We start from the raw sequence: 14,408 nt of genomic DNA on the forward strand, positions 1-14,408 counted from the left end.
ATGCCGCGCGCCGGTGGCGCGGACGGCGTGTCGGGACCCGCGGATGCGGCCGCGCTCGGCGCCCGCGCCGGGATCGGCGCCGAGCTGCGCGGGGTCGGCGTCACCGTCGGCGGCCGGCGCATCCTCGACGGCGTCGACCTGGCGGTGCGCCCCGGCGAGCTGGTGGCGCTCATCGGCCCCAACGGCGCCGGGAAGTCCACCGCGCTCGGGGTGCTGGCCGGCGACACCGTTCCCGACGACGGCTCCGCCCTGATCGGCGGTCGGGAGGCCCACCGCCTCCGCCCCGCCGAACTGAGCCGGCTGCGCGCGGTGCTGCTGCAGCAGAAGGGCGTCTCGTTCTCGTACCCTGTGCGCGAGGTCGTGGCGATGGGCCGGATGCCGTGGGCGCGCACGCCGCAGAGCGACGACGACGATGCGATCGTGGCGGAGGCGCTGGAGGCGACCGGCACCTCCCACCTGGCCGACCGCGACGTCACCACGCTCAGCGGCGGGGAGCTCGCCCGCGTCTCGCTCGCCCGCGTGCTGGCCCAGCGCTGCCCGATCGTGCTGCTCGACGAGCCGACCGATGCGCTCGACCTCGGGCACCAGGAGCAGGTTCTCGCCCTGGCGACCGGCCTCGCGCGGGCGGGCGGCGCCCTGCTCGCGGTGCTGCACGACCTCGACCTGGCCGCCGCCTACGCCGATCGCGTGGTGCTGCTGAGCGGCGGTCGGGTCGTCGCGGAGGGGACGCCGGAGCAGGTGCTCACCGCCGACTTGATCGGCCAGGTCTACGCCCATCCGGTCGATGTGATCCCGCATCCGTCGACCGGCGTTCCCTTGGTTCTTCCTGTGCGTCCACCGGCGGTGCGGCGGGCCTCCGGTACCCTGGATCGGTGAATTGGTGGGTCGTAGGCGCGGTCGTCGTGATCGTCGCCCTGATCGTGGTGGCCGTGCGCCTGGGCTGGATCGACCTCTCCAACAAGGCCCGCCGCGGCTCCGGCACCATGAGCGGCGCGATCGGCGGCTCGTTCGACGAGGTCTTCGCGCCGACGCGGCACGAGGCCCAGCAGGAGCTCGACCGCCAGACCCTCCTGCCCGCTCCGGCGCCCCTTCCCGGCGACCGCGGCGACGGCGGCTGGGAGGGCGGCCGGATCACCATCGACGTCGGCTCGGCCGGCCGCGGTCAGCGCGCCGAAGGCCGTGCTCCGAGCGAGGAGGGGCGGGCTACCGCCGCTGCAGACCAGCGTAGTCGGGGTGCTCGCTGAGCCAGCTCCGCACGTAGGGGCACGACGCGATCACGCGCAGCCGCGTGTTGTCGCGCACGTCGTCGAGGGCGGTCTGCACGAGGTGCGAGGCCATCCCCTTCTCCCGCTTCTCGGGGTCGACCTCGGTGTGGGTGAAGACGATGGCGTCGTCGCGGAGGTCGTACTCGGCGATCCCGATCACCGCGCCGTCCTTGAGCAGGGCGTAGCGGGACTGGTCGGGCTGGTTCTCCACCGTCAGGCTCATGGCGCCAGCGTAGCCCGGCTTTCGCGAGGTCGTAGGCGAGAATGGACGCATGCTCGAAGCCCTCCCGGACGCCCCACCGCCGCTCTGGCACGCGGGCGCGCCCAGCACGGTGGTGCTCGGCGACAACCTCGAGGTGGTGGCGGGCCTGCCCGACCGGTCGTTCCGGCTGATCTATCTCGACCCTCCCTTCAACACCGGCCGTACGCAGACGCGGCGCAGCACCACCTCGGTCCGCACGGAGGGAGGCGCCGGCAGCGTCATCGGCTTCGGCGGCCGCAGCTACGAGCGCATCAAGGGCGACCTGCTGCGCTACGACGACCGCTTCGACGACTACTGGGAGTTCCTGGAGCCGCGGCTCATCGAGGCCTGGCGGGTGCTCGCCGACGACGGCACGCTGTACCTGCACCTCGACTACCGGGAGGCGCACTACGCGAAGGTGCTGCTCGATGCGCTGTTCGGGCGGGAGTCGTTCCTCAACGAGATCATCTGGGCCTACGACTACGGCGCCAAGACCAAGAACCGCTGGCCGGCCAAGCACGACACGATCCTCGTCTACGTGAAGGACCCGGCCTCCTACTACTTCGACTCCGCCGCCGTCGACCGCGAGCCGTACATGGCGCCCGGGCTGGTGACCCCCGAGAAGGCCGAGCTCGGCAAGCTGCCGACCGACGTCTGGTGGCACACCATCGTGTCGCCGACCGGCCGCGAGAAGACCGGCTACCCGACCCAGAAGCCGGAGGGCGTGCTCCGCCGCATCGTGCAGGCGTCGAGCGCCGAGGGCGACTGGGTGCTCGACTTCTTCGCCGGAAGCGGCACGACCGGCGCGGTCGCGGACGCACTCGGCCGCCGGTTCCTGCTGGTCGACAGCAACCCCGCGGCGGTCGGCGTCATGCGGGAGCGGTTCGCCGCCACGGCACCGGGGATCCGCTTCACGGAATGACACGCCAGGGTCCCGGAACGCGCAGCGGTCGTGCGGAATTCTCCGAGGACCGTGTGGAAGGGTTGGTGACTATGCGACCCGCGCTCCGAGCCCTGCCGTTCCTGTGGGGCGCGCTCGGGATCGCGGCCGCCTTCACGGTCGTCTACCTCGTCTTCGTGCAGAGCTACATGGGCCAGGTCATCGACGAGCGCGCCTTCGCCGGAGCGGACGCCTGGAAGGGCGACCTGATCGACCTGGCCAACACCTTCCTCGACCTGCTGCCGGTGGCCTCGGTGGTCGCCGGAGCCGTCATCGCGATCATCGTCGTGCTCGTCCGCCGCAACTGGCTGGTGTTCGCGATCGCGGTCGGCGCGGCGGTCGGGGCGAACGTCAGCACGCAGCTGCTGAAGTACGCCGTCCTGTCGCGCCCGGCGAAGGGGGTGGATGTCGGCCTCGCCAACTCGCTGCCCTCCGGTCACACGGCGGTGGCGGCCTCGGCGGCGCTCGTCGTCTTCCTAGTGGCGTCGCCGCGGTACCGGCCGGTGGCGGCGGTCGTCGGAGCGGTCTTCACGATCGCGGCCGGAGCCTCCACCCTGGTCGAGCAGTGGCACCGCCCGAGCGACGTGATCGCGGGCATGCTCGTGGTCGCGTTCTGGGCCTGCGTCGCCGGAATGGTTCTCGCCGGGCTGCGTCTGCGGCCCGCCGACCCTCCCGTCAGCGCGAGACTCTGGCCGCTGGTCTGGATCGCCCTCCTCTGCACGGTCGGCGCGGTGACATCGCTGCTGGTGACGTACTTCTCGGCGCAGTCGGGGGCGGAGCACCTGTTCATCGCGTACGCGGGAGGCGTGGCGGCGATCGTCGCGGCCGGGTTCCTGCTGGCGGTGGTGGGGAACCGGCTGTACCGGGCGCTGGCGTAGGGGCCGTGGCGCCGGTGCCGCGGTAGCATCGCGCCGTGACGATCACCGGCATCGGCGGCCTCTTCTTCCGCAGCAGCGACCCCGAGGCGCGTGCGGCCTGGTATCGCGAGCACCTCGACATCGAGGCGGGGCAGGACCGGGTCTGGCAGCAGGCGGCCGGGATGACGGTGTTCGCCCCCTTCCCAGCGGCGAGCGACTATTTCGCGCCTGACCAGCCATTCATGCTGAACCTGCGCGTCGACGATCTCGACGCGCTCGTCGGGCGCCTGGAGGCGGCCGGCGTGCCGGTCGAGCGGCGGCCGGAGTGGGAGACCGAGTACGGGCGGTTCGCGCGCCTCCACGACCCCGAGGGGCTCCCCATCGAGTTGTGAGAGCCGGTCGGCTGAGCTGATCGTATCGATAAAACCCGCTCTTGATTTTATCGGTACAAACGCAGTACGTTCTCACTCGACGCGTGGCGCACGGCGCCCGCCTCCTTTGACAACGGTGTGGAAGGCCAGCGATGACTCGAACCATTCGGAAGGGCCGCGTGACAGCGGCCATCGCGCTGACAGCGCTGCTCGCGTCGGTGACGACGCCGGTGCTGTCGGCGGCGGCGGCGGGACCGGCTCCCGCGCCCCTGCTCGTCGGCAGCGAGACGCTCGCCGGCGGCGCAGGAGCAGCGGGGTCCATGGACCTGACGGCACTCGGCACGCTCGGCTGGGTGCATGCGGACGGATCCGGGACCGAGACGAAGGCGTCGGCCTCCGATCCGCTCGAGCTCACGAACCTCCACCCGGACACGCCCCTCGCCACGCTCACGGACAGCCCGATCGCGTTCAGCTGGTCGGACGGCGCGGGCACAGCCTCGGCGGAGGGGGTGACGACGGGCGCGGTGTACCGCTACGACCTCAGCACCGTCGGCGACACCACGGCGTACGATGCCGGCTACCGCCTCACCGTCCCGGCGGCCGACTCGGTGCGCCAGGTCGTCCTCGTGAGCGGCATCTGGCAGGCCGACGCCCGGTTCAGCGTGACCACGCTCGACGGCACCGCCGTGTACGGCACGCAGCTCTCGGCGGGAGGCTCCGCCTCCGTCAAGAAGACGACGGTGACCCTCCGCCCGGGCGAGGGCGCCGTGATCTCCGCGACGCTGCGCGCGGTGCACGGTCGCGACGGGAACGTCTCATTCATGGGTGCGGCTCTGCGCTCGCTCGAGAGCGGCCCGCAGCTCGCGACCGGTCCCGTCCCCTCCACCATGGACCTCACCGCCGAGGGCGCACTCGACTGGCTGCACCTCGACGGCGCGACGATGGAGCGCTCCGCCGACGGCGACGGCTCGCTCGGGGTCGCCAATCGCGACGCCTCCGGCACGATCAACCAGCAGGGCGACAACCCGGCCACGTACTCATGGAGCAACGGCACCACGGTCGTGCAGCAGCCGGGCACCCGCACCGGCGGGGTCTTCCTGGCCCGCACCGGTGACTTCGCCCAGCCGTGGGGCTGGGACCTCACGGTGGCCTCCGCACCCGGCCCGCGCACCCTCCGATTCGTCGCCGGCGCCTGGCAGGCCACCGCTCAGCTGACGGTGACGCTCGACGGAGCCACGACCCCGGTCCTGACCGATGGGAGTCTCAGCGCCGGAGGCGCAGCCGTCAGCTACCTGTACACCGTCTCCATCCCGGCCGGCTCGTCCGCGAAGATCAGCACGCAGCTGACGAACACCACCGAGGCGAACGGGAACGGCAACGTCACCCTCGCCGGTGTCACGCTGGCCGAGCAGGACTTCCATGCGGCCCTCTCCACGCTCGTGCAGCAGGCCGAGGCCCTCGACGCGTCCGGCGCGGAGCCGGCGATCGCCGACCAGCTCGACGCCGAGACCGAGGTCGCGAAGGCGCTGCTCGCCGACGCCGGCGCCCCCGCACTCGATGTGCAGCGCGAGGTCGCGCTGCTCCAGGCCGCGGTGGCGGCGGCGACGGCCAGCTCCAGCGGAGCGCAGTACACGTACCAGACCAACCCGGGCCTCACGGCGTCGTTCGGCTGGGAGGGCGACAAGGACGCTCCCATCGCCTTCATCGACGGCAGCTACCGTCTGCGCGACCACGGCAACACCATCGTGACGTTCGGCGTGCCCGACATCCCCGGGAAGATCGGCTGGCGCAACGCCGAGGGGTACCTCCCGGCCTTCATCAGCACCTATGCCAAGGGCGGGCTGGAGTTCACCATCCAGAGCTTCTCGGACGAGGTCACGGTCGGAGGCAACCGGTTCGAGGTCGCCTACTCACGCATGACGACGAAGAACACGACCGCCGCCGCGGCCACGCTTCCGCGCGTCTCCACCGCGCTCGTCCCGCTGAACGGCGGCGCCGCCGAGACGACGGTCGCGGCGGGCGCCACCGTCGTCCGCGACTACGCCATCGGCGCCGACCGCTTCGGCAACACCTACGCCTGGCCCACGGACGCGCAGCTGCAGGCGCTCGGCTCGTACGACGAGCACTACAGCCACATGCGCGACTACTGGAACGGCCGCCTGTCGGCGATCGCGGACATCACCGCGCTGCCCGACGCGCGCCTGATCAACGCCTACAAGGCCGGTTACATCTACACGCTGCTGATCCGGGACGACGTGAACGGCCAGAAGCAGCTCCACGTCGGTGAGAACGGCTACGACGAGATGTTCGACCACGACACGATCGGCATCGTCTCCAACCTGCTGAACCTGGGCGACTTCACCTACGCGAAGGACTACCTCGCCACGCTGCCCGCCCAGCTCCAGTACCAGGACGCCAAGTGGAAGTACAGCGTCCCGTACGCCATCTACCTCCAGCGCACGGGAGACGAGGGCTTCGTCCGCGATCACTTCGACGTGATCAAGACGAATACCCACACGATCTCGAGCGACCGTGAGGACGGCGGCACCGGCATCATCAAGATCACCAACGCCATCGACTCCGACGGGCACTGGACGGTCGACAACTGGTCGGCGCTCTACGGCCTCTCGACCTACAAGTACCTGGCCGAGAAGCTGGGCGACCCGGCAGAGGCCGCCTGGGCGCAGTCCGAGTACGACAGCCTGATGGCCGCGGCGAACGCGAAGCTCGACGCCACCCGTGCCCAGTACGGCCTCGGCTACATCCCGATGGCCATGGACCAGCCGAACGAGTCCGGCCCGCGCAGCGACCCCCGCGACGCGAACTGGGCCTCGATGTTCCTCTTCGGAGGCTGGGCCTGGGACAGCTACCTCTACGGCATGCCGCAGTCCGGCTCGATGCTCACCGACATCGACAAGACGTACGCGTACGGCATCGACCGCCGGAAGGGCGTCTCCGACTCCCCGTACAACTTCGGCGGCTACCCGCACGGGTTCTACTCGAGCGCGTACAACGCCGGCTACGGCGGTGCGGCCCTGCGCGGCGAGCAGTACCGCGACATCGGCATCAAGGCGTACGAGTTCATGATCGACCACTCGCAGAGCGGCCCGTTCGGCTGGTGGGAGGGCGTCGCCTACCCCAGCGACGGCTCGCCATGGGACATCGCGCACGCCTCCGGCGGCGGCGGGTCGGACCAGCACATGTGGGGTCAGGCCATGAACACCAAGATGCTGTTCGACTCCCTGGTCTCGCTGGCCTCCGACGGCTCCCTGATCATCGGTCGCGGCGTGCCGACCGAGTGGGTCGCCGACGGGAAGAAGGTCGCGCTCGACGACTTCCCGGTGAGCGACGGCGGCCGCATCGGCTATGCGATGGAGGCGAAGAAGAACACGGTCGCGCTCTCCTTCAGCGGCGACCTGGACAAGGTCCCCGGGATCAGCGTCCAGCTGATGGCGCTGAAGGACAACATCGCCTCCGTGAACGTCAAGGGCGCGAAGGTGGATGCGGCAGCGGGCACGATCTCGCTGCCGAAGGGCACCACGAAGGTCACGATCAAGCTCGGCCACCCCGTCCTGACCGCCACCAAGCAGCCGAGCATCTCCGGCAAGCCGGTCGTGGGCAGCACCCTCACCGCGAAGCAGGGGACGTGGACGGCCCAGGGCGCGAGCTTCGCCTACCGGTGGCTGCGCGACGGCCGGCCGATCGAGGTGCCCGCGGCTCCGGCCGCGTCGGGCGCGTCCGCTCTCGCCGCTGTCGTGGCTCAGCCGGCGGCCGCAGCAACCGGAGCGACCTATACGCCGACGGCCGCCGATGCCGGTCACGCCATCTCCGTACGGGTCACGGCCTCCCTCGCCGGCTACGACGACGGGACGGCGACCTCCGCCGCGGTAAGGATCGCTGCCGCCGCGGGCCCGGGCGGCGGGGGTGACGGCGGGGGTGCCGGAGGCGGCGGTGCGAGCGGCGGTGCGGGAGGCGCGAGCGACCCCGCGGCCACCGGTTCCGGAGACGGCGTGCTCGCCAGCACCGGGAGCGACGCGGCCTGGCCGCTCGGGCTGCTCGCCGCAGCGCTCATCGCTGTCGGTGCCGTCGCCTTCGGGGTGCGGCGGAGCCGGCGCGCATGAGCCGGCTCGCATGAGTCCGCTCGCATGAGCCGGCTCACGTGATCCGGCTCACGTGATCCGGCGGCGGCCCCGGGGTATCGGGAACCCCGGGGCCGCCGTCGCCGTGCGGGGTGGCCGACTAGTCTGGACAGGTGGCGATGAGGGCGAGCCGGCCGAAGGTGACCATGGCGGACGTCGCGCGCGATGCGGGCGTCTCGGTCATGACGGTCTCGTACACCTACAGCAGCCCGCACCGCGTCTCGCCGAGGACGCGCGAGCGGGTGAACGCCTCCGCCCAGAAGCTGGGCTACCAGGGCCCCAACCCCTCTGCGCGCTCGCTGCGGCAGGGCAAGAGCAACAGCGTGGCCGTCGTGGTGGGGGAGGGCCTGACCTACGCGTTCGACGATCCGCAGTCGAGCCGGTTCCTGGCGGGCGTCGCCGCCGTCTGCGTCGAGTTCCGGCAGAGCCTCACCCTCCTGCCGGTCAGCGGGGACGAGTCCGACGGCGACCGCATCCACCAGTCGAGCGCCGACGCCTTCATCTGGTGGACCGGCGTCTCCGAGGGGCCGCTGCTGGAGGCGCTGATCGCGGCGGGCAAGCCGATCGCCATCCAGGGCGCTCAGCCCGACTCCTTGCGCGACCCGGAGGGCGCGGTCGCGGAGCGCGTGCACGTCGTCACCATCGACGACCGCGCGGCGGCGGAGGCGATCGCCGAGGTGACGTTCGCCGGCGCGGCGGCGCCCGCGGTCGTCAGCTTCGCCCTCGACGACGACCAGGACCCGGTGATCGTGCACGGGCCCGCGCTCGACGACATCCGCTTCCCCGGTGCGCGCCAGCGCCTCGAGGGCTTCAGGGCGGCATGCGAGCGGCTCGGACACGCGTGGGAGGCGGTGCCGGTGGCCGTGGTCAGCCGCAACCACCGGCAGGACGCCCGGCCGCTGATCGAGGAGCTGTTCGAGCGCGACGTGCGGCCGGACGCGGTCGTCGCCATGAGCGACCAGCTGGCGCTGAGCGTGCTCGACGTGCTGGCGGACCGCGGTCTCACGACGCCCGACGACGTGTCGGTCAGCGGGTGGGACGACTCCGCGGAAGCGGAGCAGCAGGGGCTCACGAGCGTGCACCAATCGCTGGAGGAGCAGGGGACGCGCTGCGCCCTCCTCGCCCTCGGGCAGCTCAGCGAGCCGGCGGAGGGCGTCGCGGTGGAGGAGCCGTGGTCGCTCGCCGTGCGCGCGACGACCAGGCGGCGGCGCGCCTGACCGCAGGCTGCACCGCCACCCCGCTCACCACTGCCACGCTCACCACTGCCACACGGCCGCGTCGGGCAGGAGCCTCCCCTCGCTGATCGCCTCCGGGATGCTCGTGACGCGATGCCCGGCCGCCGGCAGCTCCACCGGCTCGTCGCCCAGGTTGACGACGACGCGGACCGCTCCGTTCGTGAAGGCGACGACGCCGTCGGCGGCCTCCTGCCACTCCACCGTGCCGAGACCCAGCGCGAACTCGGTCCGGAGTGCTGCGCATCGCCGGTACAGCGACACGGTCGACTGCGGGTCCGCCAGCTGGCGGTCGACGCTGAGCGCGCCGTACTCCTCCGGCTGCGGCAGCCAGGAGGCGCCGCTCGGGCTGAACCCGTAGGCGGGCTCGTCCTCCGCCCATGGCAGCGGCACCCGGCAGCCGTCGCGCCCGTGCTCGACGCCCCCGGTGCGGTGGAAGGTCGGGTCCTGTCGCGCCTCCGCGGGCAGGGCGAGGTGGTCGGGGAGGCCGAGCTCCTCGCCCGCGTAGACGTACGCCGACCCGGGCAGTGCGAGCATGAGCATCGCCGCCGCGCGCGCTCGCCGCAGACCCAGGGCGCCGTCGGGAGGCGGCGTCCCCGGCCCGGCGGCGGGCGGCCATGAGACGGCGTCCGCCAGGCCGAAGCGGGAGGCGGCGCGCATCACGTCGTGGTTCGAGAGCACCCAGGTCGTCGGCGCCCCCACCGCGTCGTTCTCGCGCAGCGTGGTCGTGATCGACCGGCGGACGCGCTCGGCGCTCCAGCCGACGGTCAGGAAGTCGAAGTTGAACGCCTGATGCATCTCGTCCGGCCGCACGTACCGGCTGAGCCGGCTCGCGGGCGCGACCCACGCCTCCGCGACCAGGACACGGTCCGGTCCGTACTCGCCGACCAGCGACCGCCAGCGCCGGTAGATGTCGTGCACGCCCTCCTGATCCCACATCGGCCCGCGCGCGCCGCCGTCCACGATCTCGCCGGAGGGGCGGTCCCAGGCGGGCAGGGCGGGGTCCTTGATCAGCCCGTGTGCGACGTCGACCCGGAAGCCGTCGACGCCGCGGTCGAGCCAGAACCGCAGCACGTCGTCGAACGCCTCCACCACCTCCGGGTTGCGCCAGTCGAGGTCGGGCTGCCGCGCGTCGAACAGATGGAGGTACCACTCGGCATCGCCGGGCAGACGCGACCATGCTGGGCCGCCGAAGACCGAGATCCAGTCGTTCGGCGGCAGCTCGCCGGCGGGCCCGCGGCCGGGGCGGAAGACGTAACGCGCGCGTTCGGCGCTTCCCGGAGCGGACTGCCGGGCCGCCGCGAACCACGGATGCTCGGACGAGGTGTGATTGGGGACGAGGTCGATGATCACGCGGAGGCCGCGCCGGTGCGCCTCCGCGAGCAGCGAATCGAAATGGTCGAGCGTCCCGAAGACCGGGTCGACGTCGCAGTAGTCGGCCACGTCGTACCCGGCGTCGGCCTGGGGAGAGACGTAGAACGGCGAGAGCCAGATCGCGTCGACGCCCAGCCCCTGCACGTAGTCCAGCCGGGCCGCGATGCCGGGCAGGTCGCCGATGCCGTCGCCGTCCGCGTCGGCGAAGGAGCGCGGGTAGATCTGGTAGATCACGGCGCTGCGCCACCAGTCCTGCCCGTTGCGAGAAGAAATAGTATCGATACACACGCTTCGAATAGTATCGTTACACAGCGCGGGCCGACGCCCGCCCCCAACTCGACGAGGAGTGTCATGAGAGCACGAGGCATCACCATCGCAATCGGGATCGCGGCCATCGGCGCGGTCCTCGCCGGATGTTCCGGCACCGGCGGATCGGGAGGCGGATCCGACGCCGACTCCGGTCTCGACGGCAAGGGCCCGATCACGTTCGTCCAGGGCAAGGACAACTCGAACGTGATCCGCCCGCTGATCGACAAGTGGAACAAGGACCACCCGGACGAGAAGGTCACCTTCAAGGAGCAGACCGACAAGGCCGACCAGCAGCACGACGACCTGGTGCAGCACTTCCAGGCCAAGGACTCCAACTACGACGTGGTCGACGTGGATGTCGTCTGGACCGGTGAGTTCGCGGCCAAGGGCTGGCTCCAGCCGCTGAAGGGCGATTTCGAGATGGACAACTCGAAGCTCCTGGAGTCGACGGTCAAGTCCGGCACGTACAACGGCACGCAGTACTCCGCGCCCCGCGCGTCGGACGGCGGCATCCTCTATTACCGCAAGGACCTCGTGCAGAAGGCGCCCGCGACGTGGGACGAGCTCCTGAAGGACTGCGACATCGCCAAGGCCAAGGGCATCGGCTGCTACGCCGGACAGTTCGCCCAGTACGAGGGGCTGACCGTGAACGCGGCGGAGGCGATCAACACCGACGGCGGCGCCATCGTCGGCGACGACGGCAAGACGGTCACGGTCGACAGCCCCGAGGCCAAGGCGGGCCTCTCGCGGCTCGTGGATGCGTTCAAGGGCGGCCAGATCCCGGCCGAGGCCATCACCTACCAGGAGGAGCAGGGTCGGCAGGCGTTCGAGGCCGGAAAGCTGATGTTCCTGCGCAACTGGCCGTACGTCTACAGCCTCGCGAAGACCGACGGCGAGTCGACGGTCAAGGACACCTTCGGGATCGCTCCGCTGCCCGGTGTCGAGGAGGGCAAGCCCGGCGCATCGAGCCTGGGCGGTCACAACGCCGCGATCAGCGTGTACTCCAAGCACAAGGCCACCGCATTCGAGTTCCTGAAGTTCCTCCAGTCGGAGGAGACCCAGCGGTTCTTCGTCACCCAGGGCTCGCTCGCGCCCGTGGTCGCGTCGCTCTACGACGACGCCGACCTCAACGCGCAGCTGCCGTACCTGTCGACGCTGAAGACCTCGATCGAGAACGCGGTGCCGCGTCCGGTGTCGCCGTTCTACCCCGCCATCACCAAGGCCGTGCAGGACAACTCCTACGCGGCGCTGAAGGGCGACAAGACGGTCGACGAGGCGCTGAAGGACATGGCCTCGGCCATCCAGACCGCCTCCGCCGGCTAGGCGTCGCGCGGCGCATCGCTCACCGGGCGGCGGGAACCCTCCCGCCGCCCGGTCCCATCCTTCCCACCTGCCTCCGGAGGCCCCATGTCGACGCCCGACGTCATCGCACCGCCGTCACCCGCCCGCCCGCGACCTCCCGCGCGCGACGGGGCCCGGAGGCAGCAGCGCGCGGGGAGACGGTCCGCGCTGCTCCTGATCCTCCCGACCCTGGTCCTGCTCGCCGTGGTCATCGGGTACCCGATCGTGAGCGCGGTCGTCATGTCGTTCGAGAAGGACGCCGGCCTCGACCCGGCGACCGGCCTGTTCGTGCAGGGCGGGTTCGCGGGGTTCGAGAACTACGCGCACTGGCTGCTGCAGCGCTGCATGGGGCCGGACGGCGCCGTCATCGCCTGCCCCCCGGGCAGCCTGGGCGCCCAATTCTGGAACGCGACGCTGGTCACCTTCTTCTTCACCGTCGTCACGGTCGCCCTGGAGACCGTGCTCGGCGTCTGGTTCGCCGTCGTCATGAACCGCGCCTTCCGCGGCCGCGCGATCGTGCGGGCGGCCATCCTGGTCCCGTGGGCGGTGCCCACCGCGGTGACCGCGAAGCTCTGGTTCTTCATCTTCTCGGCGGCGGGAGTGGCGAACGCCGTACTCGGCGCCCAGATCCTGTGGACGAGCGACGAGTGGGCGTCCCGGTTCGCCATCATCATCGCCGACACCTGGAAGACCGCGCCGTTCATGGCGCTGCTGATCCTCGCCGGCCTGCAGATCATCCCCGAGGAGGTGTACGAGGCCGCCCGCATGGACGGCGCCTCCACCTGGCAGTGCTTCTGGAGCGTGACGCTGCCGCTGCTGAAGCCGGCGCTCCTCGTCGCCATCCTGTTCCGCGTGCTCGACGCGCTGCGCATGTACGACCTCCCCGCGATCCTGACCGGGGGAGGAGGAGGCGACGGTCACGCGACGACGACCCTGTCGATCCTCGTCGTCGACCAGATCCGGCAGGGCTTCAACGGCGCGGCCGCGCTCTCGACCATCACGTTCATCATCATCTTCGGCGTCGCGCTGATCTTCGTGCGCGTGCTCGGAGCCGACGTCGTCCGCACCCAGCAGGCGCAGCAGAAGGGAGCACGCCGATGACCGCAGTACGCCCGACCCGGCTCCGTCAGCGCAATCAGAGTGTGCGTACCGGTGTGCAGGCGATCGTGATCGTGTTGTGGTGTCTGCTGCCGTTCTACTGGATGGTGGTGACCTCGTTCCGTGATGTCGGGTACACCAACGACAACACGCCGTGGTTCACGCATGTGACGTTGGACAACTACATCACCGCGTTCTCCACCCGGCTGGGCAACCACCTCGCGCAGGCGCTGCTGAACTCGCTGTTCATCGGCATCTGCGTCACGGTCGTGTCGCTGGTGGTCGGCATCTTCGCCTCCTACGCGTTGGCCCGGTTGGACTTCAAGATGAAGGGCATCGTGCTGGGCATCATCCTGGCCGCGTCGATGTTCCCGGGCGTTGCGCTGATCACGCCGCTGTTCCAGCTGTTCACCAACATCGGCTGGATGGGCACCTACCAGGCGCTGATCATCCCGCAGATCTCCTTCGCGCTGCCGTTGACGGTGTACACGCTGGTGTCGTTCTTCCGCGAGATGCCGTGGGACCTGGAGGAGGCCGCCCGGATCGATGGCTGCACCCAGGCGCAGGCGTTCCGCAAGATCATCCTGCCGCTGGCCGCGCCGGCGGTGTTCACGACCGCGATCCTGGCGTTCATCTCCTCCTGGAACGAGTTCCTGATCTCCAGCCAGCTCTCCAGCGACGCGACCCAACCGGTCACCGTCGCGATCGCGTCGTTCACCGGCAGCCAGCCCCACCAGGAGCCGTACACGACCGTCATGGCCGCCGGCACCATCGTCACCGTGCCGCTGATCATCCTCGTGCTGATCTTCCAGCGCCGCATCGTCGCCGGCCTCACCGCCGGCGGCGTGAAAGGCTAGGCCACCACCAGCGTCGGCTTCGCCTCCTCCCTCACCGGCTGCTCCTCCGGCTCGACGATCAGCCCGCGGGGGCCGTCGGCGGTCTCGGCCAGGCGGGCGAGCCAGCCGCGGTTGAGTACGGGGGCGCGCGAGCCGGAGAAGTGGAACATGACGTTGCTGGTGGGGTGGAGCCACACGCTCGTGCGGCCTCCGCCGCTGTCGGCCGGGTCCTTCCACGAGAACGCGAAGCTCTGGCCGCTGCGCAGCTTGTTGATGATGACGACGTGGAGATGCGCGAGCGTCCGGTCGTCGAACTCGACCTCTCGGCCGTCGTAGGCGAAGTAGCCCATGGTGGTGCCCTCTCTGGTCGGTCCGGAAGGGGCAAAGATTCGATTGCCAGTCGAG

At 70.8% G+C, this 14,408-nt stretch carries 13 protein-coding genes; 10 read left to right on the forward strand and 3 right to left on the reverse strand.

The window, feature by feature from the left end:
- Positions 1 to 876: a heme ABC transporter ATP-binding protein gene (locus tag P5G50_RS04680; RefSeq protein ID WP_301210135.1), complete on the forward strand. Its 876-nt coding sequence runs from the start codon at positions 1 to 3 to the stop codon at positions 874 to 876.
- A complete protein-coding gene (locus P5G50_RS04685) occupies positions 873 to 1,244 on the forward strand; it encodes a hypothetical protein (RefSeq protein ID WP_301210137.1) in 372 nt (123 codons plus the stop codon). Before P5G50_RS04680 ends, P5G50_RS04685 begins: the two co-directional genes overlap by 4 nt.
- Here the strand turns inward: P5G50_RS04685 and P5G50_RS04690 are convergent.
- Positions 1,204 to 1,488: a GNAT family N-acetyltransferase gene (locus tag P5G50_RS04690; protein ID WP_301210139.1), complete on the reverse strand. Its 285-nt coding sequence runs from the start codon at positions 1,486 to 1,488 to the stop codon at positions 1,204 to 1,206. The genes P5G50_RS04685 and P5G50_RS04690 overlap by 41 nt on opposite strands.
- A gap of 49 nt (positions 1,489 to 1,537) precedes the next feature.
- On the opposite strand from P5G50_RS04690, the gene P5G50_RS04695 reads away from it, so the two are divergent.
- From P5G50_RS04695 to P5G50_RS04715, 5 genes are all read left to right on the forward strand, one after another.
- Positions 1,538 to 2,428: a DNA-methyltransferase gene (locus P5G50_RS04695; protein WP_301210141.1), complete on the forward strand. Its 891-nt coding sequence runs from the start codon at positions 1,538 to 1,540 to the stop codon at positions 2,426 to 2,428.
- Positions 2,429 to 2,499: 71 nt separating this feature from the next.
- Positions 2,500 to 3,324: a phosphatase PAP2 family protein gene (locus tag P5G50_RS04700; RefSeq protein WP_301210142.1), complete on the forward strand. Its 825-nt coding sequence runs from the start codon at positions 2,500 to 2,502 to the stop codon at positions 3,322 to 3,324.
- 35 nt (positions 3,325 to 3,359) lie between these two features.
- Positions 3,360 to 3,695 carry a VOC family protein gene (locus P5G50_RS04705; RefSeq protein ID WP_301210143.1) on the forward strand — a complete coding sequence of 112 codons (336 nt, stop codon included), beginning with the start codon at positions 3,360 to 3,362 and terminating at the stop codon, positions 3,693 to 3,695.
- A 158-nt stretch (positions 3,696 to 3,853) separates the two neighbouring features.
- Positions 3,854 to 7,795, forward strand: a complete 3,942-nt coding sequence (locus P5G50_RS04710; RefSeq protein ID WP_301210145.1) for a hypothetical protein — start codon at positions 3,854 to 3,856, stop codon at positions 7,793 to 7,795.
- A 137-nt stretch (positions 7,796 to 7,932) separates the two neighbouring features.
- Positions 7,933 to 9,030, forward strand: coding sequence for a LacI family DNA-binding transcriptional regulator (locus P5G50_RS04715; RefSeq protein WP_301210638.1), 1,098 nt, complete (start codon positions 7,933 to 7,935; stop codon positions 9,028 to 9,030).
- Between the two features lie 39 nt (positions 9,031 to 9,069).
- Here P5G50_RS04715 and P5G50_RS04720 read toward each other — a convergent pair whose 3' ends face one another.
- Positions 9,070 to 10,707 (reverse strand): glycoside hydrolase family 13 protein, encoded by a 1,638-nt coding sequence (locus P5G50_RS04720; RefSeq protein WP_301210146.1) that lies wholly within the window; start codon positions 10,705 to 10,707, stop codon positions 9,070 to 9,072.
- 63 nt (positions 10,708 to 10,770) lie between these two features.
- On the opposite strand from P5G50_RS04720, the gene P5G50_RS04725 reads away from it, so the two are divergent.
- The 3 genes from P5G50_RS04725 to P5G50_RS04735 all read left to right on the forward strand — a co-directional run bounded on the left by P5G50_RS04725 (position 10,771) and on the right by P5G50_RS04735 (position 14,024).
- Positions 10,771 to 12,051, forward strand: coding sequence for an ABC transporter substrate-binding protein (locus P5G50_RS04725; RefSeq protein WP_301210147.1), 1,281 nt, complete (start codon positions 10,771 to 10,773; stop codon positions 12,049 to 12,051).
- Positions 12,052 to 12,135: 84 nt separating this feature from the next.
- Positions 12,136 to 13,170, forward strand: coding sequence for a carbohydrate ABC transporter permease (locus tag P5G50_RS04730; protein WP_301210149.1), 1,035 nt, complete (start codon positions 12,136 to 12,138; stop codon positions 13,168 to 13,170).
- The gene (locus P5G50_RS04735; protein WP_301210151.1) at positions 13,167 to 14,024 is read left to right on the forward strand and encodes a carbohydrate ABC transporter permease; all 858 of its coding nucleotides are present in this window, start codon (positions 13,167 to 13,169) and stop codon (positions 14,022 to 14,024) included. The genes P5G50_RS04730 and P5G50_RS04735 overlap by 4 nt, the downstream gene beginning before the upstream one ends.
- On the opposite strand, the gene P5G50_RS04740 is transcribed toward P5G50_RS04735, so the two are convergent.
- A complete protein-coding gene (locus P5G50_RS04740; RefSeq protein ID WP_301210152.1) occupies positions 14,021 to 14,353 on the reverse strand; it encodes a DUF7882 family protein in 333 nt (110 codons plus the stop codon). The genes P5G50_RS04735 and P5G50_RS04740 overlap by 4 nt on opposite strands.
- Between the last annotated feature and the right edge of the window lie 55 nt (positions 14,354 to 14,408).

Source organism: Leifsonia williamsii, assembly GCF_030433685.1.
In the GTDB taxonomy this organism is placed as follows: Bacteria; Actinomycetota; Actinomycetes; order Actinomycetales; family Microbacteriaceae; genus Leifsonia; species Leifsonia williamsii.

Coding starts and splice junctions, on each gene's coding strand:
- P5G50_RS04680 (WP_301210135.1), top strand. CDS start 1: ATGCCGCGCGCCGGTGGCGCGGACGGCGTGTCGGGACCCGCGGATGCG.
- P5G50_RS04690 (WP_301210139.1), bottom strand. CDS start 1,488: ATGAGCCTGACGGTGGAGAACCAGCCCGACCAGTCCCGCTACGCCCTG.
- P5G50_RS04695 (WP_301210141.1), top strand. CDS start 1,538: ATGCTCGAAGCCCTCCCGGACGCCCCACCGCCGCTCTGGCACGCGGGC.
- P5G50_RS04700 (WP_301210142.1), top strand. CDS start 2,500: ATGCGACCCGCGCTCCGAGCCCTGCCGTTCCTGTGGGGCGCGCTCGGG.
- P5G50_RS04715 (WP_301210638.1), top strand. CDS start 7,933: ATGAGGGCGAGCCGGCCGAAGGTGACCATGGCGGACGTCGCGCGCGAT.
- P5G50_RS04725 (WP_301210147.1), top strand. CDS start 10,771: ATGAGAGCACGAGGCATCACCATCGCAATCGGGATCGCGGCCATCGGC.
- P5G50_RS04730 (WP_301210149.1), top strand. CDS start 12,136: ATGTCGACGCCCGACGTCATCGCACCGCCGTCACCCGCCCGCCCGCGA.
- P5G50_RS04735 (WP_301210151.1), top strand. CDS start 13,167: ATGACCGCAGTACGCCCGACCCGGCTCCGTCAGCGCAATCAGAGTGTG.
- P5G50_RS04740 (WP_301210152.1), bottom strand. CDS start 14,353: ATGGGCTACTTCGCCTACGACGGCCGAGAGGTCGAGTTCGACGACCGG.